Raw genomic sequence first — 20653 nt, forward strand, 5'->3', positions numbered from 1 at the left:
CACGGCGACGTGTGGAGCTGAATGATACTAATCGGTCGAGGCTTTGATCTAGTCTAACGGTTTGAGTGAATTGATGAGTCTTCAGTTTTCAGGGAACAACCCTGAAATGGATTGACACGCCCTCGGGGCGATGTTAATATTCTTTTGTCTGGTGGCGATAGCGAAGCGGCCACACCCGTTCCCATGCCGAACACGGAAGTTAAGCGCTTCAGCGCCGAAAGTAGTTGGGGGTCTCCCCCTGTGAGGATAGGACGTTGCCAGGCCAACGCGAAGGACGATCAAGCATCCGCTTGGTCGTTCTTTTTTTCATGAAAGTGTTGACAAATGGGATATATAATGCTAATATAATAATTGTCTAGTGGCGATAGCGAAGTGGTCACACCCGTTCCCATGCCGAACACGGAAGTTAAGTACTTCAGCGCCGAAAGTAGTTGGGGGTCTCCCCCTGTGAGGATAGGACGTTGCTAGGCCAACGCGAAGGACGATCAAGCAGATGCTTGGTCGTCCTTTTTTGTCGTTTCCTTTGAAACTTTTCATCTAATCTTCTCGTATGAAGAGACAGAAGAGGGGGAGTCAAGTATGCAAATCCGTGAAGCGACAGTCTCAGACTACAAGGCGTTCACTGAGGTTTCACGAGCGAGTTTTAAACAAGAGGCAGATCGTCTCCGATTACCATATCGGGACTTAAATATTGAACCGCCGGGTTATGATGACGAGGCGATGAGCCTGTATTTGATTGAACAATTGATGTGCTATGTCATCGAACATGAAGGACAAGTCGTCGGGGGAGCCGTCGTGACGTTGACAGGGAAAGATTACGGACGGATTGACCGCATCTTTATTCATCCATACAGACAAGGTAAAGGGATTGGAAAACGGGCACTACAGTCAATCGAGAAGCTTCATCCGACTGTACGAATTTGGGAGTTGGAGACATCAGCAGCCCAACCCTACAATGTGGCATTTTATCGGGCAGTCGGTTACCAATCCGTCTTCGAATCAAGCGAAGAGGTCTGTTTCGTCAAACGAGTAAAGCAACCCGTAGATGAAGCAATCACATTGCGATATGAAGAGCGCTCGATCAAAGGTGCCCAAGCGTATGGAATGGATGCGAGTCAAATCGCCATCACGAATAGTAACGTCTCAGAACTACGGGCCAGCAATTGTAATTTCACGAGGAGCCAATTCCGCAATATTAACTTCAGAGAAACCGAGTTCGACGACTTGAACCTTTCCGGCTCACAATATCGATTCGTCACCATGTACGAGTCAGGACGGCCGACGACGTTTTTCCATACAAACCTGACGAACACGATTATGAAAAACTGTCGGCTTGATGGGGTCCAGATCGAGGATTCATCGATTGACGGCTTAACGATTGATGGGGTACACGTCAAAGACCTGTTAGAACATTATCGAAAAGAAACTGGAGGAATAAAACGTTATGAGTGATCTCTACCAAACCCAACACGACTTACAACAACAGATGGCAGAACGGGACCGACTCGCCCGGAAATTAAAAACACTCGACAAGCAAATTGCCGAACATGAAGCTGTACGAAAGCAACTTCTCAATTCGTTTACGAAAGAACAGCGCGATGTCTATGACTTGGATTCATTCTCGCTCGTCAACGCATGGCGTAAACTCAGGGGAACATTCAACGAACAAAAAACGATTGAATTAGAAGAGGCGGCCCGGGCCGAACTGAAGTTACGAGAACACGAGGCAATGGTCGATGAGTTAGGGCTTGAACGTCGTGATTTATATGAAACCTTTGAGACGTATAACGGGATTGACGCAGAGTGGGAAGCGTTCGTAAAAGAGAAAGAAGCCCACTTGAAGCAGGATCCTGAAGTTAAGGAAACACTATATCGGCTCACGAAGCAGCAAGTGGAAACGAATGAGGTGCTCATTGAGTATAAAGAAGCCATTAGTGCTGGACATACAGCGCGGACTGCCATTTCAAGAACACTTAAACATCTCGACAGTGCAAAAGGTTGGTCGACGTATGATACGTTCTTTGGAGGGGGCTTGATTGCGACAGCGATGAAACATGATGCCATCGATGCCTCGGAGCGGAAGATGCACGAACTTCAAGCCGCACTTGAGCGATTCTCGCGGGAGTTGGCTGATGTGAAAGGCGTCGTCAGCGGTTTACAGATTGAACGCGGGTCACTAATCCAGTTCGCTGACTATTTTCTCGACGACATCTTCTCGGAATGGACGATGCATGGACGAATCAACGATTCACTGGATAAAGTGAACGGGCTCGATCGTGAAATCGCTAAACTGATCGAGAAAATGACAAGAGAAGTCGAACGTTTGGAGCGACAACTCGAAGAAATAGAAGCGAAACGAAAACAGCTCATCCTTACGCGGTGAGCTGTTTAGTCATTCTGGTCGTTTCAACCAATGGCGCAACCCTTTCCCGGCATGGGGACCTGCCGTGTAACGCGGGATGACATGCAAGTGCGCGTGGGGCACGGTCTGGTTTGAAGCAATTCCGACGTTCCAACCAAGCGTATAGCCGTCAGGGCCATACGTCTCTTCGAGGAACACCTTCGCTTCGTGGAGCAGTGTGTATGTGTCATGCCATTCGAAAGGTGTGAGATCGAACGTCGTCGCTCGGTGTTGTTTCGGCACGATGACGCCTGAACCGACGAGCACGTCCTGTTCACGATCATGCATTAAAAAGTAGCATGTCTCGTTCTCGGCAACGATTCGTTGGGATGGATCAAGCTGTGGATGACAAAATGGACAAGTGGACATTGGATTGGTACACTTCCTTTCTATATGAAGTGCACCAAAAGGGGGATTCAAATGAATGATTTGATCGATTATATCGTCGACGAAGTCGGGCAAGAAAGACATACGGTCATCGGGATTTCGGGACACGGAGGTGCCGGCAAGACGACGTTCGCTGATGCTTTACGTGCGCGCCTCGGAGACGTGAACTACATCAATACCGACCCATATATCACGGACTCGATGTTACGAAAGAGTGCCATGCTCGATTACACGGTCGACGGACAGGCACATCATTATAAGATGACAGCCTGTCATCCGTCCGCGCACCATCTGTTATCTCTAGAGCGTGACGTCCGCATGGTACGTGAAGGCATCGGCTTTTATACGATCGACGTCCCGTATCTCGAACGGACTTGGATCGATCCAGCAAAACGAATCACTATTATTGAAGGGATGAGTGTCGCCTTCCTCGAACCTCACTATTTCGATGTATCGGTCTATTTGTATACGGATAGCGACACTGAGTTCGCCCGTCGTTCTGTCCGGGACATCCAAGAGCGTGGGATGGACCTGGGCTACTTGAAAGCCTCGCACGCCGAGCGTCGGTTTCAATATGAACTGTTCATGCATCCGCATCGTGAGAAGTTCCAGACGGTCGTCTCGACAAGCGATAATGTTTGGACGATTGAGCGGAGCCCACAAAAAAACCGCTCATCATGAGCGGTGGCTGCGTAACGTTTCTTGGATCCCGAGCCCGAGCCGATCTTGTTCGCGCTCGAGTTGGTCCCACGTGAGCGAGCGATGGCGCAACGTGACGTCGTTCGCAATCGACTCGAGTGTGCGCTGCTTCTCGATGTTGTCGAGCCAGTAATAGACGTCGACCCCATCCTCATCGATACGCCAGAACGATTTGACGACTTCGAACTCGTCGGCCCAGTCGCCGACCGGCTTAAACCCATACTTCTCGACGAATGGATACGGCCGTTCTTCTCCGAGCGGGTCGATGACGTTGCGGACGAACATGAGCTCGAGGCCTGCATGTTCGGTCGCCTCTAACAAGCGTTTCAAAGCGGGGAGCGGTTCGACTTCGACATTCTCGACAACATCGAACCAAACCCGTTTGCCGTCCGTGTCCCAGACGGTCGCTTCCACACTATACGGAGCGCCCGCTGTCGACGGGGCATACATCGTTAAATCAAACGTGAACGGGATATGCTCTTCAGCACCTGGTTCGAGGACGACCGATAGAGGGATTGGGACTTCTTGAAGATCGGCCTCGCGGTTGAACTCATTCCCTTCGAGCGTGATGTCTTTAAAGGTCGTCAAAAAGTTAAGCGTCAACTCCTGCAGTCGCACGACATGTGAAGTGGTGTTCGACACGCGTAACGTTCCATGGACGGTTTCGTTCGGGAGAAACGGTACGGTGTGAAAATAGACGGATGCATCCAGTTCGGAAAAGAACCATTTTTTAAAGCGATTACCCCATTTCGACATGACGGTCGCGCCCCTTTTCTCTAGTAAGTTACACTCCTTATCATGTTCCCGATTCCAATTCTCAAAAAACATTTAGAAAAAGGTTGCATTTTATAACTACTTCACTTATTATAGAGGATGTCGAAACAATTCAAACCATCGCGGGGTGGAGCAGTCTGGTAGCTCGTCGGGCTCATAACCCGAAGGTCGTCGGTTCAAATCCGGCCCCCGCAACCAATTTTTATTTAATTTCATATGTCGTCGCGGGGTGGAGCAGTCTGGTAGCTCGTCGGGCTCATAACCCGAAGGTCGTTGGTTCAAATCCAGCCCCCGCAACCAATTTTTTAAATGAGATAGCGAAACGATGACGTTTCGTGTTTTTTTTTGCGCAAAATTGAGTGTACAATGAGTACGTATCGCTAGAACCACTAAAGGAGAAACATCATGTATACATTGATTACCCATTCTGCGGCCGAAACGCAGGCGGTGGCAGAAAAACTCGCCACGCTCGTCAAAGCCGGAACGGTCATAACGTTGGACGGCGACCTCGGTGCCGGCAAGACGACGTTCACCCAAGGCTTTGGTAAAGGCCTCGGCGTCACGCGTAACGTCAACAGCCCGACGTTCACCATCATGAAACAATACCAAGGGCGCTTGCCGCTCTATCATATGGACGTCTATCGTCTCGAAGACACGGGGGACGATATCGGCCTCGAGGAATACATCAACGGTGATGGTGTCGCCATCGTCGAATGGTCGAACTTGATCGAGTCGTCACTTCCGACGGAACGGCTCGCCATCACAATCGAGCGAGTCGGGGACGAGGAACGTCAACTGACGTTCGCGCCCGTCGGCGACACGTACGATGCACTCGTGAAGGAGGTGCTCGCATGAAACAACTCATGATTGACACGTCGACGACACGTCTGTCTGTCGCCTTGAGTGAGCACGGACAGATTCAAGCCGAGGCGACGGTCATGGTCTCGAAAAATCATGCCGTCACGCTCATGCCGATGATCGAACAATTGATGAATGCGGTCAAATGGACACCGACCGAACTCGAACGCATCGTCGTGACGACAGGTCCTGGATCTTATACGGGGATTCGCATCGGTGTCACGACAGCGAAGACGCTCGCCTACACGCTTCAAATCCCGCTCGTCGGGGTCTCGGCGCTCCGTCTTATGGCGGCGGCCCCGAACACGGAGCTCCCAATCGTCTCGCTTATCGATGCCCGCCGAGGGAATGCCTATATCGGGCATTATCAACAGAACGAGGCCGTCACACCCGACCGTCACGCATCGGTCGCCGCTTGGCTTGAAGCCAATATCAGCGGACCGTTCGTCGTCGTCGGCGACGTGGAGCCGTTCCGTGACGCACTCGCGTCTTACGACTATACCGAAGCACCGGCCGCGCATAGTTACGGCCGTGCGAGCGATCTCGTCGCCTTAGGTGAGGCCACGAATGATGTCCATGCGTTTGAGCCCGAGTATCTTCGTCTCGCTGAGGCGGAAGCGAAATGGCTCGAGGGACAAAACAATGGCTGATATTAAAATCCGGCGCATGACATGGCTCGACGTCGAAGAAGTGACCAAAGTCGAGGAGGCCTCGTTCGCTATTCCGTGGACGAAAGAAGCGTTCATGAACGAGATGCTCCGCAATGACCAAGCGATCTATTTCGTCGCTGTGCATGAACGACGCGTGGTCGGCTTCGTCGGGGTTTGGCAAATCGTAGACGAGGGGCACATCACGAACATCGCCGTCTTACCGGAATATCGTGGGCAAGGCATCGGCAATCTGCTGTTGACGCAACTCGTTGAATTTGCCCGCTCGAAGTCACTCGCGGCGCTCACGCTCGAAGTGCGCGTCTCGAACATCGGCGCCCAAAAGCTGTACGAACAGTTCGGTTTCGAAAATGCCGGACGCCGGAAACGATATTATCAAGACAATAATGAAGACGCCTATATTTACTGGGCGAAGTTAGGAAGTGAAACAGATGGACACATCGCTCATCCTCGCGATTGAGTCGAGTTGTGATGAGACGTCGGTCGCGCTCGTGCGTGACGGTAAGACGCTTTTATCGAACGTCGTCTCGTCGCAGATTGAAAGTCATAAACGGTTTGGCGGGGTTGTGCCCGAGGTCGCCTCGCGCCACCACGTCGAACGGATCACCTACGTCATCGATGACGCCCTCAGTGAAGCGGGTGTGACGATGCAAGACGTCGACGCCGTCGCGGTCACGCAAGGACCAGGTCTTGTCGGGGCACTCCTCGTCGGAATCAGTGCGGCCAAAGCGCTCGCTTTCGCCCATAGCAAACCGCTCATCGGCGTGCATCATATCGCCGGACACATTTATGCGAACGAACTCGTCGAAGAGATGGAGTTCCCGCTCGTCTGTCTCGTCGTCTCGGGCGGACACACGGAGCTCGTCTATATGCCCGAACACGGTGTGTTCGAAGTCATTGGGGAGACACGTGACGATGCAGCCGGAGAAGCATATGACAAAGTCGCACGGACGCTCAGTCTTCCTTACCCAGGTGGACCTGCCATCGACCGTCTCGCAGCCGATGGGGAAGACACGTACAAGTTCCCACGGGTTCGGCTTGAAGCGGGACGTTTCGATTTCAGCTTCAGCGGGCTCAAGTCGTCGGTCATCAACGCCGTCCACAACGCTGAACAGCGCGGGGAGACGGTCATCCCTGAAAACTTGGCGGCCAGTTTCCAAGCGAGTGTCGTCGAAGTGCTCGTCGAGAAAGCGATTCGTGCCGTGAAAGAAAAAGGAGCGAAGCAATTGCTCGTCGCAGGTGGCGTCGCAGCCAACCGTGGACTCCGCGCTGCACTCAAAGAAGCGACGGACCGCGAAGGCATCCGCCTCGTCATCCCACCACTTGATCTATGCGGAGACAACGCCGGTATGATTGGAGTCGCGGCACATCACGCGTATGTGCGCGGAAAGCGCGATACACTGGCGATGAATGCGGTTCCTGGGTTATCCTTAGAAGAGAGCATGACAGTCTAGGGGGAAAATATACAGATGATGAAACGCATAATCATTGGAGGTCTCGTCGTACTGCTCGTCGTCGCGACGTTTTTGCAAGTACGGGAAATCATCCGCGCTTATAATATCGCCTATCAAGAAGAAATCGTTCCGGAAGCGACACGCGTCCGGTCGCTCACGGGAGCGGAATCGCTCGAAGGCATCGGCCGGGTCACGGGTGAGAACACGCTCGTCGAGACGTTGTACGGCTATAAGAGCCTAGACGACCAAGACATCGAAAGCGTCATCGTCGTCGACCGCAACCTCGGCGTTCAGCCGAAAGCGAGCGATGCGTATTATCAAATCGCACCGGGACGAGAAGCGACTGAAGAAGAGGCGGCGAAGTTCGAGGACATCGTCAACGAGTTTGACGAAGAGCAATTGTTCGCCCAAGTCATCTCGACGCATGAGGCAAAATATGTGACGAACGACGAAGAGGCGCTCACATTCTACAAAGTGTTCGTCCGTGACGTCGATACGAACGAGTACGTGTTTTTTATCACGGAAGACGGCATCAAGCTCGACTTCCACACGCGCGGTTTCCAACCGTTGCGTTATTTCTAAACGTAAAACAGGGAAGCTGACCTCCACAATGGAGTGCGGCTTCCCTGTTTTTATACTTCTGGATGATGTTTCTTTTGTTTATACCACATATTCACTCGGCTCACGACATAGACGATCAAGGCGAGCACCCACATGAGGAGCGTCGACTGATAGAAGTGGCCCCATACCGAGCCGGGCGTGTAAAAGCTGTGCACGGTCACATCGACCGGCCAGACGACGAGGCGGATAAAGAGCGTGCTCATGAGCAGACCGCTCAACAAGCTGATGACAATCCCGCTCCACGTCTGGATGATGAAGCCGATGACGACCGGCAGGAAATAAAACAGGAACGACGGGACGACGGTCGGTTCCCCACGAATCAGTTCGGATACGTACTCCGTCCCGGTCGGCACGATGTAGGCGAGACCAGTCAGGAAGGCGTGCATCCACTCGATTCGCATCGCACGGAATCGCATCATGAATGGAGCTCCTCCCATTCTGCATACAGCGCCGTGATCGATTCTTTCGTCGCATCGGACTCGGTCGACAGTTCCTGTGCCCGAGCGAAGTCGTTGAAGACGTCCGGTTCACACAACAGCTGCTCGATTTCCTCGAGCCGGGCCTCGTGTTGCTCAATCGTGAGCTCGATCTCCTCGATCCGTTGTTTCATCCGGCGCTCCTCGCGTTGCTGTTCCTTGTCGGCGCGCTGTTTCTTGACGATGACTTGTTTCGTCTCTTCACGAGCGAGTCGGGCCAGTTCTTCGAGTTCTTCTTTCTTCTCGACGTAGTACGAGTAATCACCGAGGTATTCGTCGATGCCGTTCGGCGTGATCTCCAAGACGCGCGTCGCGAGCCGGTCGATGAAGTAACGGTCGTGGGAGACGAACAAGATCGTGCCCGGGTAGTCGACGAGGGCGTTCTCGAGAATCATCTTCGAGTCGAGGTCCAAGTGGTTCGTCGGCTCATCCAAGATGAGCAAGTTCGGCTGCTCGAGCTTCAGTTTCGCGAGCGTCAAGCGGGCCCGCTCTCCACCCGACAGTTCATGGACGCGCTTCATCACGTCGTCACCACTGAACAGGAACTGACCAAGCAGGCTGCGGACTTCTTGTTCGCGCATGAGCGGCCAGTCGTTCCAAATCTCGTCGATGACGCGGTTGGCATCCGACAAGTTCTGTTGTTCCTGGTCGTAGTAGCCGATCTCGACGCCGGTGCCGTAGCGGATGTCACCGGTGAGCGTCGGCTGTTGTTTCGTCAACACTTTCAAGAGCGTCGATTTGCCGACTCCGTTCGGACCGACGAGGGCGACCGATTCGCCGCGTTGCAGCTGAAAGCGGAGATGCTGGGCGATCGGCTCCTCATAGCCGATGGCGAGGTCGCTGCCGCTCAACACGTCGTTCCCGCTTTGGCGTTTGATTGAGAACGAGAGGACGGCACTGCGCTCGTCACCGTCCGGCGCTTCCATCCGATCGACTTTCTCGAGACGTTTGCGGACGCTCTGGGCCCGTTTCGTCGTCGTCGCCCGGGCGATGTTGCGCTGGATGAAGTCCTGCATCTTGGCGATCTCTTCTTGTTGGGATTCGAACTGCTTCTTCTCTTGCTCATAGATCGCGGCCTTCTGCTCGAGATACTTCGTATAGTTGCCGACGAAACGACGGCTCCGGTGGCGAGAAAGCTCATAGACGACCGAGACGACGCGGTCGAGGAAGTAGCGGTCGTGGGAGACGATCAAGACGGCGCCTTTATAACCGCTCAAATACTTCTCGAGCCAGCCGAGCGTCTCGATGTCCAAATGGTTCGTCGGCTCATCCAAGATGAGCAGGTCTGGACTTTGAAGCAGCATCTTCGCCAGGGCGAGGCGGGTCCGTTGTCCACCGGAGAGCGTATCGATGCGGCGCTCGAAGTCGTCCGGATAGAAGCGCATCCCGTGAAGGACGGAGCGGATCGTCGCCTCGTATTGATAGCCGCCGCGGTCTTTGAACGTATGCTGTTCTTCATCGTAAGACGACAACAGGCGCTCATAGGCGGCCGGGTCGTTCAAGATGCGCTCAGATCCCATGTCTTGTTCCATGCGGCGCAGCGTTTTTTCCTGTTCAATTAAATCGGTGAAGACGGTGAGCATCTCGTTCCAAATCGTCTCGTTCGATTCAAGTCCTGAATCTTGGGCCAGATAGCCGATCGTCACATCTTTTGGCTTCATGATATCGCCTGAGTCATAGTTGTATTCCCCGGCGATGACTTTGAGCAGTGTCGACTTGCCGGCGCCGTTCCGGCCGACGAGGGCGACGCGTTCGCCTTCTTGGATTTCGAGTTTGACGTTCTCTAAAATCGGCTCGACGCCGAATGATTTCGATAAGTTATTGACTTGCAGTAGGATCAAGTGAAAAAACCCCTTTCTCTCTATTTAGTATACTGTATTTTTTAGTCTTTTCAGGTATATTCGTTGAGTGGTTATGTGAATTCGTTTACAATCAAGGTGTATGAAATTAGATTCGTTTGAAACGCGTCGTAAAAAGGAGGCTCTTTCCGTTGAGTCAAAACGAACCAAAGATTCCGCAAGCGACAGCCAAACGGTTGCCACTATACTATCGGTTTATCCAAAGCCTGCATTCATCAGGAAAACAGCGTGTCTCTTCTGCTGAACTGAGTGAGGCGGTCAAGGTCGATTCGGCCACGATCCGTCGCGATTTCTCGTACTTCGGTGCGCTCGGTAAAAAGGGATATGGCTATAACGTACAGTATCTGTTAGACTTTTTCCGTAAGACACTGAATCAGGACGAGATTACGAACGTCGCCTTGGTCGGGGTTGGTCATCTCGGGACAGCTTTCGTCAACTATAACTTCCTTAAAAACAATAACACACATATCGTCGTCGGGTTCGACGCAGACGAGACAAAAGTCGGCACGACGATGTCCGGTGTCCCGATTCATCACGTCGATGAGATGGAACAGATTATGAAGCAAAACAAGATTGACGTCGCGATTTTGACGGTGCCGTCTGCCTATGCACAGCCTGTCGCGGATGACTTGGTCCGCTTCGGCATCAAAGGCATCTTGAACTTTACACCGGCCAGGCTTACTGTGCCGGATACGGTCCGCGTCCATCATATCGACTTGTCGATCGAACTCCAGTCGCTCATTTACTTTATGCAACACTATCCATCTGCTGAGGGGGTCCATCAATAATGGAATTACTATTATCGTCACTCGTCGTCGGTATTCCAGGCGGAGCAAGTCTGTTTGTCATCGCGATTATCGCGCTCATCATCTTCGGGCCGAAGAAATTGCCTGAGTTCGGCCGTGCCGCCGGACAGACGCTCCGTGAGTTCAAAAATGCCACGAGTGGCATGATGAACGAGCATGACGAGAAAGACAAGAAAGAAATTGAGAAGAAAGAGCAGTAAGCGATGAGCCATCAACCTGATCAAGAACGGGCACTGTCCGACCACTTGACAGAGCTGCGGAGACGACTGATGCTGTCGGCATTTGTCGTCTTTGCCTTCTTTTTGATTGCTTTGCCGAGTGTCAAATATGTGCTCGCCTATCTCCAGGCCGACCTCGTCGAACGAGGCCTTGAATTGAACGCCTTTGGGGTCGCGGACCCGCTCATGATTTACTTGAACTTGGCGCTCGTCATCGGTCTCGTCGCGGCTGGTCCGTTTCTACTGTATCAACTGTGGGCGTTTGTCGCACCTGGTCTGCATCCGAACGAGCGGAAAGCGACGCTCGCCTATATTCCGATCATCTTTATCTTGTTCCTCGTCGGTTTGGCGTTTGCCTACTATTGGTTGTTCCCGCTCGTCCTCGATATCTCGACGGACCTCGGGCAAGACCTTGGTCTGACGCAAATCATCGGGGCGTCGAACTACTTCACGTTCTTGCTGCAACTGACCATCCCATTCGGACTGTTATTCCAGTTACCGGTCGTGACGATGTTCTTGACGCGCATCGGTGTCGTGACGCCGTACTTCCTGTCATCGATTCGGAAGTACGCCTACTTCGCCTTGTTCGTCGTCGCGGCCTTCATTACGCCGCCGGATTTGACGTCGCACCTCATGGTGTCACTGCCGCTCTTCTTCTTGTATGAGATTAGCTTGTCGATCTCACGCATCACGTACCGGGGCGTGCTCCGACGTGAGAAAGAGGCGATGGTGAAAGAACAGATGGATTTGATGAAACAAATGAATGAGAAGTAAACACCATGTCATGCGACGTGGTGTTTTTTTGATTTTAGGGCTATTCAATTTTGAAAAAACAACTTAAAATTAGGAGGGTTAAATCAAAAAATGGATTATTTTTGAAAGTTATACATTCATAAACAGAAATGAGGAGACTGATGAAGAAGTGGTTATGGAGCATGCTCGTGGTGCTCGTCATGATGGTGGCACCGGGAGTCGAAGTTCGAGCAGAAGACTATGCCAAACCGGAAATCATTCCGGCAGGAGAAGTCGTAGGAGATAGTGGGTATGTGTGGCGTTCGGGAGATCCGGAGACGCTTGTTCACATTGAGACCGGTGAGGAATATACGTTACCGATTCGCGTGTCTGCTGCTTATAATATGTATGCCATCGGAGACGGCCGATTTATGTTAAAAGGATGGCCGGAGTGGGTGATGTGGGATATACGTACGAATGAAGCGACGACATTCCCAATCGAAGCAGGAAGTGAGAATCGACTCGTGTCAACGAATGTAACAACAGGAATGATGTTATGGGCTGATGACGAAAAGTATATTATCACATCGATGTCAGGTGATATTCTCGGATCGCTCACGAAAGGCAGCGATCCGGTATACAGTCTGCTCGATGACGGGAACGTCCTCGCATTCGCCGACGGTCAAGTGACGAAGCGGACGGTGACAGGAGAAGTGCTTGAGACAATCAGTTCCTATTCAGGACAGGTGCGGTGGGCCCGTCACATGAAAGAAGCGAATCAATGGTTCGTGATCAAAAGTGATGACTCGGAGCACATGTTTATTTTCGATTTGGCGACGAAACGATGGATTGAGAAAGATGCGCCAAACGTAAGTAATCTTACGTGGAAAGACGGCACCTACTACTTCATGACGCGAGAAATGTATACGACATTCTATGTCAGTTATAACGTCAGCACGAATGAGTGGAAAGAGGCACCGATTGATGACGCTGACATTCGACAACACGGTCCGTGGTACGTGTTTGGTATGAAGAAGACGGAAGTGTACACGCCGGAGTCTTTATGGAAAGCGCCATGGCAATTGAATGTCAATGTGCCGAAAACGACGAATCGCTATGAGGTAGGTCGTCCATATGACGTCAACGGAACGGCCACGCTCGTTGATGGTACGGCCTTACCGATTCCAGCGACTGAGCTGACGGCACGTTTAGCCTATCAAGACGACCCGTTCGTTTGGGAGCAAGGGAAACTGACGTTACAGACGAATGAGTCGTATGACATGATTTTTAAGTGGAACGATTTTGAGCGCCGGTTAGACTTATGGGCATCGAACTATGTGCCACTCACACTCGACCCGCCAACCGGTGTCTTAGGTCCGATTAGCGGGAAGACGACACCGAACACGCCGGTGTTTGTCAGTGTGACGAAAAACTTGTATCAATCGAACTCATCGGATTCATTGTTGAACTATCAATCTGCGACGATCCAATCGGATGAGTCCGGGCGCTATACGTGGCAACCGGCGCGGTGGTTCACACCTGGATCGCGTGTGACTGTGAAAATCGGTAGTGGGTCAGGTGTTTACGCCGATCCGATTGAACTTCAGACGGTCAAAGAAAGTGACGATACTTCATCAAATGGTATCTCGGTTCTGACGAAAACGGTCACTTCAGGTGTCACATTGAAAACGACGCCGAACGCCGCAGTGGATGTGTTGATTCGCAGTGGGAAATACTACGAAATTTCGAATGAGCAGGCAGATGAAGACGGACTCATTTCGATTAAAGAGTTTAATACGATGCCTGTAGACATCGGAACAAAAGTCTACTTCAAATTAAAAGAGGCACCCGCTTCGGCGTTCCGGCTCACAACCGTGGAGACAAGAGTGGAACCGCCTGTCTTTTCGTGGACTCGGACACCGTTAATGTATGACAAATCCATCAACATCACATCGAGTACCGATCAGGCCTATCGCATCTATCGAAACGGTACACATGTGGCGACAACACGCGTCATGCCGTACACGTTCGAGACGCCATTAAAAGAAGGGGATGTCATTCTCGTCACACGTTCGAGCGGCGATGCGACGTATGAACTCACAAAGACGGTCCGTGCGTTCACTCCGACGCTCAGTGTGACGGACACGTTGATGACGAAGACACAAGCGACACTCTCAATCAAAAAGACGAGCACGGCGACAGTGCGCTTCTATGTAAATGACAAACTCGTCTCGGCCAAACGCCTATCGACGACACGTTACACCGTCCCCGCCAAACCGGGGGATCGCGTTCGCGTCAAAGCATCGGTCGGCTCGAAATCGCGTGACGTCTCGATTCAGTTGCCGAAAACGTCGCTGTCGACGCTCTCGATTAATGATGAGAAGTCACTCTGGGTCGGGTACGTGATCCCGAATAGCACGGTCACGTTGAAGAACGGTTCGAAAGTATTGGCTACTGCAAAGGCGAGCAGCACCGGACGTGTGACGCTCCGCTTCACGAGGCAACCGGTCAATGCGACGCTCTCGTTGACGAGCCAAAGCGGGACGTTCCGACATGCGCAGACGGTGAAGGTGACGACTGGACCGACACCGACGCTCGCGCCGACGATTCCATCGAGCGCATCGAAGACACTGAAGGCGACATCGAACGTCGCGTATGGCACATTGACGCTCACGCGGGGGTCGACGGTCCTCGCGAAGAAGACGGTGACGGCCACGTCGACAACGCTCAGTTTCACCCCACAAAAGAAAGGAACGAAATTGACACTCCGTCTCGTGACGCCAAAAGGCCGAAGCGTGACGAAGACGATTTACGTTCGTTAACAAAAAAGCCATTCGCGATGATGCGGATGGCTTTTTTTAGAGATAGGGAACGAGGGAAAGCCGTGATACGATGAAACCAATCAAACATAGGTCAGGGGGAGAAACGATGGCTTGGGAGTACTACGGGGATGAACTCATCATCATCGGCGTGTTGACGACAATTTTGTTGATTGCCGTGCTGAACTTTTTGAAATCGCGATTCAAGCGGAGACTCGTCTTCTCGTTGACGTTGCTCCTCGTGGGATACATATCGTGTATCATCGGACTCGTCTTCGTCCGCGGTTGGGACGCGCTGGGCTGGATTTTGATTGGCATTAGTCTGTATGTAATCGGTCTCCTCACCTATATCGGCGTCGTTATCTATCACTGGGTCAAAGGACGACGCACCACAAACTCATAAGTGAACCGTTCCGGTTGCGGGACGGTTTTTTTGTTGTCACACATGGAGTTCAAACTTTAGACATAATTACGTGAAAAAGTGAGCAAAAGGATTGTCAAACCTTCTTGTGAAATAGTACACTAAGTTCAGAAAGTAAATGTGATATTTATCACAAACACTAACTTGCCTAACACTCAAAGGAGAGACAACCATATGAAAATCGCAGTCATCGGATGTACACACGCAGGAACAGCAGCAGTCAAAGGATTACTCGCCAAGCACGACAATCTCGACATCACGGTGTATGAGCGCAACGACAACGTCAGCTTCCTCTCGTGTGGGATCGCCCTCCACGTCGGTGGTGTCGTCAAACGTGCGGAAGAGCTCTTCTACGCGTCACCGACCGAACTCGAAGAACTCGGCGCGACGATGCGCATGAAGCACGACGTGTTGAACATCGACACGGAAGCGAAGACGGTCCATGCGAAAAACCTCGACACGGGAGAAGACGTCTATGACACGTTCGACCGTTTGATCGTCACAACTGGTTCATGGCCGATCGTCCCGACGCTCCCTGGCATCGAGATGACTGGGATTGAGCTCTGCAAAAACTATGGCCACGCCCAACGCATCATCGAGCGGGCGAAAGATGCGACGAACATCGCCGTCATCGGTGCCGGCTATATCGGTGTCGAGCTCGTCGAAGCGTTCGAAGTGTACGGTAAACACGTCACGTTCATCGATAGTGCCGACCGCATCTTGAACAAGTACCTCGACAAGTCGTTCACGGATCAACTTGAAGCGGACATGACGTCACGTGGCATCGACCTCGAGCTCGGCCAGACGGTCGAAGCGTTCCGCGGGACAGATGGAAACGTCACGCACGTCGTGACCGATAAAGGTGAGTTCGAGGCTGACCTCGTCATCCTCTGTGTCGGCTTCCGCCCGAACACGGGACTCCTTCAAGGCCAAGTCGACATGCTCGGCAACGGCGCCATCATCGTCGACGAGTATATGCGCACGAGCAACCCGGACGTCTTCGCGGCTGGTGACAGCTGTGCCGTCTATTACAACCCGGCGCGCACACATGCCTACATCCCGCTCGCGACGAACGCCGTCCGCATGGGAACGCTCGTCGCTGAGAACTTGATTGCACCGCGTGTCCGTTATCAAGGGACGCAAGGAACGTCAGGTCTTCGCCTGTATGATTGGAATATCGCCTCGTCAGGTCTCACAGAAGAAGCGGCCGCCTTGTTCGGCCTCGACGTCGAGAGTGTCGTGATTGAAGATGCGTACCGTCCGGAGTTCATGCCGACGGCTGAACCGGTTCAGTTCAAACTCGTCTATGAAGTCGGCACGCATCGCGTCGTCGGTGGACAAGTCCTCTCAAAAGCGGACATGACGCAAGCGGTCAACACGTTGTCGCTCGCCATCCAAAACGAGATGACGGTCGAAGAGCTCGCCTATGTCGACTTCTTCTTCCAACCTCACTACAACAAGCCATGGCACTTCATCAACAGCGGGGCGCTCGCGGCGATGAAAGACAAAGTCAACGCATAAAAAAACTCGGGAGCCGCGGCTTCCGAGTTTTTTATAGATAGCGTGGAGCGTCCTTCATCGAGTTGGCGAGGATCATATAGATGAGAAAGTTCCCCGGTACGATCAGGAAGAGCAGACGAACGCCGAGCGGGGACAAGTCAAAGTATTCAGCGATGCCGCCGTAGACACCGAAGAGTGAGCGGTTCGTGGCAGATTTGCGAAGCGGACGGGACATAAGTGTAGCTCCTATCTCAGTTGTGATATGAAAATTTTACCATATAAACCTACTGGAAATGTATAGGTTCCACAGGTTTTTTTTCGTCTGAAGCCGGGGAAGGGGTAAGAGAAAGCTGATGTGTCACCTGGTCCTGTCAAAGGAGGAGCCAATATGGCCAAGAAGGAAAAACAACCGTACCATATCGTCACGTTCACGTTTCCAGAGGAGTCGATCTCGTATCAAGCATTCAGCAAGTTGAAGAAGTACCACGCCGAAGGACTCGTCGGGTTCGAACAACTCGTCGTCATCAAGCGTGAAGATAACGGGGCCTTCTCGTTCGAGGACGCCGTCCAACTGACGCCGACGAACAAGTCGACGAAAGGTGCCTTGATCGGGATGGCCGTCGGGATTCTCGGCGGACCGTTCGGGATTCTATTCGGCACGCTCACGGGAGGACTCATCGGAGGAACGAAAGATTTGAAACACGTCCAGAGCATTCAAGAGACGTTCAAGCGGACGGTCGGAAATATCGAGCCTGGACAGACCGGGGTGATGGCGATTGGGGAAGAGTTCGATCACTCGGTGCTCGATGGACTGGCGGCTGAACTTGGCGGCACGGTGACACGGACGGACGAAGAACTGTGAAGGGGAGTCGAACTATATGAAGATTGGTATTTTAGGGGCCGGAAAAGTCGGGCGGACGCTCGGACGCAAATTCGAGGACGTCGGCTATGACGTGTTGTACGGGACACGGTCAGAACGGGAAGGGACGATGTCGCTCCAAGAAGTGGCATCGAATGCGCAAATCTTGTTATTGACGACACCGTTCGCGGCGGCCGTCGATTTGATTCAATCGCTTCGGGACTTGGACGATAAGATCGTCATCGACGTGACGAATCCAATCGCCAAAGAGTTTGACGCGATCGAGCGACCGGAAGGGAAATCAGGGGCCGAGCATCTGCAGGAACTCGCACCGCACGTCCGCATCGTCAAGGCGTTCAACCAGACCGGCGTCGAGAACTTGGAGAATCCGAACATGTCGATGATGTTCATCGCCGGAGACGAGCAAGAATCGGTCCGGGCCGTCCAAGACCTTGCCTCGAAGATTGGTTTCGACGCCCATACGCTCCGTCACTTGAAGCTGGCGCGAGAGCTCGAGTCGCTCGCGTGGCTATGGATTCATTACGCGACGAAAGAACGGAAGCATCGGAACTTCGCGTTCTACTTGAAAGAGAATAGCTTCTAACAGAAAAGACGGTCACGCGTTGGCGTGACCGTCTGGTCGTTAAAAGGCAGCTTGACGCTCAGAGCGAGTCTTCAACGACTCGATTGTCTCGCGTTCGATGGCTTCGACTTCGCGCTGTTGCCAGCCTGGCATGAGGAACGCGTCGACGAGCGCCCAAATGCCGGCGACGAACAGCCCGATAAAACCAATCAATACAACCGTAAGGACGATTGAACCGACCGTGAGAGCAAGCATCGCGAGGGCGCTACCGGTTTTCTTGAAGTAGAAGCGGTGAGCACCAAATCCGCCGAGGAAAAACCAAAGCAAGTACGCGACGACGAGATTGCGTTTCTTTTTCTCGACTTCGCTGTTGACGAGGAGCATTTCCTCCGTCGATAAATCGGTACGTGAATAATTCATGATAGGATGTGCCTTCTTTCCGAGAATTGATATAATGAATGCAGACTTTATTGTACCGGGAAACGGATGAATTCCCATGATTTTCTATTTATTTTTTTTGGAAGTGAGGAATGAACCAATGGGCTTTGCGATTGTGACGTTCATCGTCGCGTTTATTCACGTCATCGCGGGAGCGGTCGTGTTACATAAATATCCACAATATAAGTCGATCGCCATCAGTGTGATCGTACTCGGTTTCTTATATGGTGTGTTGACGGTCGGGTTTATTGTGTTATGAAAAAATCACTGTGGCCCCGTGCATCACTCAAGCAAAGGGATAAACTGAAGCTCGGAATGTTCGCCATGCTCGGGTTTGTGATTGGGGATATTTGGTTTGGCGAGGTGCCGGATACGACCGTCATGATGTCTGCGCTGTTCTTTTATGCGTGGCGTCGAGACATAGCGTTTGCCCACGATGAAAAAGTCGGTCAAGCCATTGGACGTGAGGCGAATGAGCTCGCTTTACGTATCATCATCGTCACTTTGGTCATTGCTTCCTTCGTGTCGTTCTTCGTCGACACAATGAGTTATCCGCTTGAATCATTTGTATATTTTACCTTGGCGTTCGTATTCGGATTGAAAGGAATCGGACTTTGGTTTTTCATGCCGGAAACAGCGGTCGAGACCGAACTGAATTAATATGAAGAACGATGTGGCACACGCCTCATCGTTTTTTCTTATGGTTGATGTCAGTTGAAAACGTGAATAGGACAAAGAGTGCTGTTATTGTCTGCATTGGATTGGAAGGAGTCTTATTATGTGTACAGCAATCACGTACGCTCCGCACGCCCACTACTTCGGCAGAAACTTAGACTTGAACGTGTCCTATCACGAGCAAGTGACGATCACGCCCCGACACTATCCGTTCAACTTCAGACGGATGGGCGAGAATGCGAACCATTACGCGATGATCGGGATGGCGACCGTCGTGGAAGACTATCCACTCTATTACGAGGCGACGAACGAGAAAGGGCTCAGCATGGCGGGGTTGAACTTCCCGGGGAATGCCGTGTTCAAGCCGGAAGTCGACGGACAAGACAACGTCTCCCCGTTCGAGTTCATCCCGTGGATCCTCGGCCAGTGTGCGACAATCGAGGAAGTGAAAGAGCGATTGGCGACGATTCATCTGATCAATCTCAATTTCAGCGACGCGCTCCCGCTTCACCCGCTGCACTGGATGATCGCCGACAAGGATACCTCGATCGTCGTCGAGCCGATGACGGACGGGTTGCGCGTGTACGACAATCCAGTCGGCGTCTTGACGAACAATCCGTCATTCGAGTATCAGCTGTTCAATCTGAACGATTATCGGCACGTCTCGACGAAACTGCCGGCCAATACGTTCGCGCCGACATTGAACCTCGATGCCTATTGTCTCGGATTAGGCGGGCAAGGCTTGCCGGGTGATTTATCGTCGACATCACGATTCGTCCGGGCAACGTTCGCTACATTTAACTCGGTCTGCGAACCGACCGAGGTGTCCGCGGTCGGGCAATTTTTCAAGCTGTTGGATACGGTGATGCAAACACGTGGCTTGAACGAGGCCGAGGACGGGACGTATGAGTACACCATCTATTCCTCGTGCTGTAACGTCGATGATGGTATCTATTACTATCGGACGTATGACAACAACCAAATCACGGCCGTGTCACTGTTCCATGAACCGTTAGACAGTGAGCAATTGATTACGTATCCTCTACAACACCACCAACAGATTCATTACGAGAATTGAGAACAGCCCTCTTCGCGCGAAGGGGGCTGTGTGTTACAGTGTGTCGTTATAGAGAGGGGCCTCATCGTCCGTGCTGATGACTTTCAAATGACGTTCGTCTTTCACATAGACGCTCTTATAAGCGACGCGTTCACCTTCATAGAACAAGATGACGCGGTTGCCGTCGTTGTCCGTCTCGACTTTCGGTTCATACTGCGCAATCTCAATCGTCTCTTCGAGCACGCCATACTCTTCGTATGTAGACAGGTCGTCTTCGTTTGAGCAGGCGACGAGAAACAAGGAAGCGACCAGCACGAGAAATGCTTTCTTCATCGTATCTCTCCTTAT

Annotated in this window: 26 protein-coding genes, 2 tRNA genes and 2 rRNA genes; 23 read left to right on the forward strand and 7 right to left on the reverse strand. The window is 52.1% G+C overall.

Annotated features, from left to right (window positions below; translation table 11 throughout):
* Window positions 1–147: 147 nt before the first annotated feature.
* From rrf (KNP75_RS13795) to KNP75_RS13810, 4 genes are all read left to right on the forward strand, one after another.
* Window positions 148–263 (forward strand): 5S ribosomal RNA (rrf, locus tag KNP75_RS13795).
* A 91-nt stretch (window positions 264–354) separates the two neighbouring features.
* Window positions 355–470: ribosomal RNA gene (gene rrf / locus KNP75_RS13800) — 5S ribosomal RNA — on the forward strand.
* A 109-nt stretch (window positions 471–579) separates the two neighbouring features.
* Entirely contained in the window at window positions 580–1452 is an 873-nt protein-coding gene (locus KNP75_RS13805) for a GNAT family N-acetyltransferase (RefSeq protein WP_215190661.1), read from the forward strand.
* Window positions 1445–2383 (forward strand): coiled-coil domain-containing protein, encoded by a 939-nt coding sequence (locus KNP75_RS13810; RefSeq protein ID WP_128124353.1) that lies wholly within the window; start codon window positions 1445–1447, stop codon window positions 2381–2383. Before KNP75_RS13805 ends, KNP75_RS13810 begins: the two co-directional genes overlap by 8 nt.
* Window positions 2384–2392: 9 nt before the next feature.
* Here the strand turns inward: KNP75_RS13810 and KNP75_RS13815 are convergent, their stop codons facing one another.
* The gene (locus KNP75_RS13815; protein WP_215190662.1) at window positions 2393–2770 is read right to left on the reverse strand and encodes an HIT family protein; all 378 of its coding nucleotides are present in this window, start codon (window positions 2768–2770) and stop codon (window positions 2393–2395) included.
* A 51-nt stretch (window positions 2771–2821) separates the two neighbouring features.
* On the opposite strand from KNP75_RS13815, the gene KNP75_RS13820 reads away from it, so the two are divergent.
* Window positions 2822–3469 carry a uridine kinase family protein gene (locus tag KNP75_RS13820; RefSeq protein WP_215190663.1) on the forward strand — a complete coding sequence of 216 codons (648 nt, stop codon included), beginning with the start codon at window positions 2822–2824 and terminating at the stop codon, window positions 3467–3469.
* On the opposite strand, the gene KNP75_RS13825 is transcribed toward KNP75_RS13820, so the two are convergent.
* Window positions 3464–4243, reverse strand: coding sequence for a sporulation protein (locus KNP75_RS13825; protein ID WP_034781398.1), 780 nt, complete (start codon window positions 4241–4243; stop codon window positions 3464–3466). The genes KNP75_RS13820 and KNP75_RS13825 overlap by 6 nt on opposite strands.
* Window positions 4244–4382: 139 nt before the next feature.
* Here KNP75_RS13825 and KNP75_RS13830 point away from each other — a divergent pair.
* From KNP75_RS13830 to KNP75_RS13860, 7 genes are all read left to right on the forward strand, one after another.
* A tRNA-Met gene (locus tag KNP75_RS13830) sits at window positions 4383–4459 on the forward strand.
* Window positions 4460–4484: 25 nt separating this feature from the next.
* Window positions 4485–4561, forward strand: a tRNA-Met gene (locus KNP75_RS13835).
* 105 nt (window positions 4562–4666) lie between these two features.
* Window positions 4667–5116 carry a tRNA (adenosine(37)-N6)-threonylcarbamoyltransferase complex ATPase subunit type 1 TsaE gene (gene tsaE, locus KNP75_RS13840; protein WP_034781401.1) on the forward strand — a complete coding sequence of 150 codons (450 nt, stop codon included), beginning with the start codon at window positions 4667–4669 and terminating at the stop codon, window positions 5114–5116.
* The gene (tsaB, locus tag KNP75_RS13845) at window positions 5113–5769 is read left to right on the forward strand and encodes a tRNA (adenosine(37)-N6)-threonylcarbamoyltransferase complex dimerization subunit type 1 TsaB (protein WP_034781404.1); all 657 of its coding nucleotides are present in this window, start codon (window positions 5113–5115) and stop codon (window positions 5767–5769) included. Before tsaE ends, tsaB begins: the two co-directional genes overlap by 4 nt.
* Complete coding sequence (rimI, locus tag KNP75_RS13850; protein WP_021065388.1) at window positions 5762–6247, forward strand: ribosomal protein S18-alanine N-acetyltransferase; 486 nt, start codon at window positions 5762–5764, stop codon at window positions 6245–6247. Before tsaB ends, rimI begins: the two co-directional genes overlap by 8 nt.
* Window positions 6219–7241 carry a tRNA (adenosine(37)-N6)-threonylcarbamoyltransferase complex transferase subunit TsaD gene (tsaD, locus tag KNP75_RS13855; RefSeq protein ID WP_215190664.1) on the forward strand — a complete coding sequence of 341 codons (1023 nt, stop codon included), beginning with the start codon at window positions 6219–6221 and terminating at the stop codon, window positions 7239–7241. The genes rimI and tsaD overlap by 29 nt, the downstream gene beginning before the upstream one ends.
* A 15-nt stretch (window positions 7242–7256) precedes the next feature.
* On the forward strand, window positions 7257–7823 hold the full coding sequence (locus KNP75_RS13860; protein WP_034781407.1) for a hypothetical protein: 567 nt from the start codon (window positions 7257–7259) through the stop codon (window positions 7821–7823).
* A 50-nt stretch (window positions 7824–7873) separates the two neighbouring features.
* On the opposite strand, the gene KNP75_RS13865 is transcribed toward KNP75_RS13860, so the two are convergent.
* Together KNP75_RS13865 and KNP75_RS13870 are read right to left on the reverse strand one after the other, a co-directional pair.
* Window positions 7874–8281: a hypothetical protein gene (locus tag KNP75_RS13865; protein ID WP_034781408.1), complete on the reverse strand. Its 408-nt coding sequence runs from the start codon at window positions 8279–8281 to the stop codon at window positions 7874–7876.
* Window positions 8278–10179, reverse strand: coding sequence for an ABC-F family ATP-binding cassette domain-containing protein (locus tag KNP75_RS13870; RefSeq protein WP_215190665.1), 1902 nt, complete (start codon window positions 10177–10179; stop codon window positions 8278–8280). Before KNP75_RS13870 ends, KNP75_RS13865 begins: the two co-directional genes overlap by 4 nt.
* A gap of 149 nt (window positions 10180–10328) precedes the next feature.
* Here KNP75_RS13870 and KNP75_RS13875 point away from each other — a divergent pair, with 149 nt between their 5' ends.
* From KNP75_RS13875 to KNP75_RS13900, 6 genes are all read left to right on the forward strand, one after another.
* Window positions 10329–10985: a redox-sensing transcriptional repressor Rex gene (locus KNP75_RS13875; RefSeq protein ID WP_029596207.1), complete on the forward strand. Its 657-nt coding sequence runs from the start codon at window positions 10329–10331 to the stop codon at window positions 10983–10985.
* A complete protein-coding gene (locus KNP75_RS13880) occupies window positions 10985–11203 on the forward strand; it encodes a twin-arginine translocase TatA/TatE family subunit (protein ID WP_034781411.1) in 219 nt (72 codons plus the stop codon). Before KNP75_RS13875 ends, KNP75_RS13880 begins: the two co-directional genes overlap by 1 nt.
* 3 nt (window positions 11204–11206) lie before the next feature.
* Window positions 11207–11995, forward strand: a complete 789-nt coding sequence (tatC, locus tag KNP75_RS13885; RefSeq protein WP_034781413.1) for a twin-arginine translocase subunit TatC — start codon at window positions 11207–11209, stop codon at window positions 11993–11995.
* A gap of 140 nt (window positions 11996–12135) precedes the next feature.
* Entirely contained in the window at window positions 12136–14775 is a 2640-nt protein-coding gene (locus tag KNP75_RS13890) for a hypothetical protein (protein WP_215190666.1), read from the forward strand.
* Window positions 14776–14881: 106 nt separating this feature from the next.
* A complete protein-coding gene (locus KNP75_RS13895) occupies window positions 14882–15175 on the forward strand; it encodes a YesK family protein (protein WP_214797762.1) in 294 nt (97 codons plus the stop codon).
* Between the two features lie 192 nt (window positions 15176–15367).
* On the forward strand, window positions 15368–16714 hold the full coding sequence (locus KNP75_RS13900) for an FAD-dependent oxidoreductase (RefSeq protein ID WP_214797763.1): 1347 nt from the start codon (window positions 15368–15370) through the stop codon (window positions 16712–16714).
* 31 nt (window positions 16715–16745) lie between these two features.
* Here KNP75_RS13900 and KNP75_RS13905 read toward each other — a convergent pair whose 3' ends face one another.
* Window positions 16746–16928: a PspC domain-containing protein gene (locus KNP75_RS13905; RefSeq protein ID WP_215190667.1), complete on the reverse strand. Its 183-nt coding sequence runs from the start codon at window positions 16926–16928 to the stop codon at window positions 16746–16748.
* A gap of 153 nt (window positions 16929–17081) precedes the next feature.
* Here KNP75_RS13905 and KNP75_RS13910 point away from each other — a divergent pair, with 153 nt between their 5' ends.
* Window positions 17082–17555 carry a hypothetical protein gene (locus KNP75_RS13910; protein WP_034781420.1) on the forward strand — a complete coding sequence of 158 codons (474 nt, stop codon included), beginning with the start codon at window positions 17082–17084 and terminating at the stop codon, window positions 17553–17555.
* A gap of 16 nt (window positions 17556–17571) precedes the next feature.
* Entirely contained in the window at window positions 17572–18156 is a 585-nt protein-coding gene (locus KNP75_RS13915) for an NADPH-dependent F420 reductase (protein WP_021065376.1), read from the forward strand.
* 39 nt (window positions 18157–18195) lie between these two features.
* Here the strand turns inward: KNP75_RS13915 and KNP75_RS13920 are convergent, their stop codons facing one another.
* A complete protein-coding gene (locus KNP75_RS13920) occupies window positions 18196–18555 on the reverse strand; it encodes a TM2 domain-containing protein (protein ID WP_034781421.1) in 360 nt (119 codons plus the stop codon).
* A 118-nt stretch (window positions 18556–18673) separates the two neighbouring features.
* Between KNP75_RS13920 and KNP75_RS13925 the strand changes: the two genes are divergently transcribed.
* The 3 genes from KNP75_RS13925 (at window position 18674) to bsh (ending at window position 20326) form a co-directional block, all read left to right on the forward strand.
* Entirely contained in the window at window positions 18674–18832 is a 159-nt protein-coding gene (locus tag KNP75_RS13925) for a hypothetical protein (RefSeq protein ID WP_029596201.1), read from the forward strand.
* Window positions 18829–19233, forward strand: a complete 405-nt coding sequence (locus tag KNP75_RS13930) for a hypothetical protein (RefSeq protein WP_215190668.1) — start codon at window positions 18829–18831, stop codon at window positions 19231–19233. The genes KNP75_RS13925 and KNP75_RS13930 overlap by 4 nt, the downstream gene beginning before the upstream one ends.
* Window positions 19234–19351: 118 nt before the next feature.
* On the forward strand, window positions 19352–20326 hold the full coding sequence (gene bsh / locus KNP75_RS13935) for a choloylglycine hydrolase (protein ID WP_215190669.1): 975 nt from the start codon (window positions 19352–19354) through the stop codon (window positions 20324–20326).
* A 33-nt stretch (window positions 20327–20359) separates the two neighbouring features.
* Here bsh and KNP75_RS13940 read toward each other — a convergent pair whose 3' ends face one another.
* Entirely contained in the window at window positions 20360–20638 is a 279-nt protein-coding gene (locus KNP75_RS13940; RefSeq protein ID WP_215190670.1) for a hypothetical protein, read from the reverse strand.
* Window positions 20639–20653 lie beyond the last annotated feature (15 nt).

Source organism: Exiguobacterium sp. s6, assembly GCF_018618155.1.
GTDB lineage: Bacteria > Bacillota > Bacilli > Exiguobacteriales > Exiguobacteriaceae > Exiguobacterium > Exiguobacterium mexicanum_A.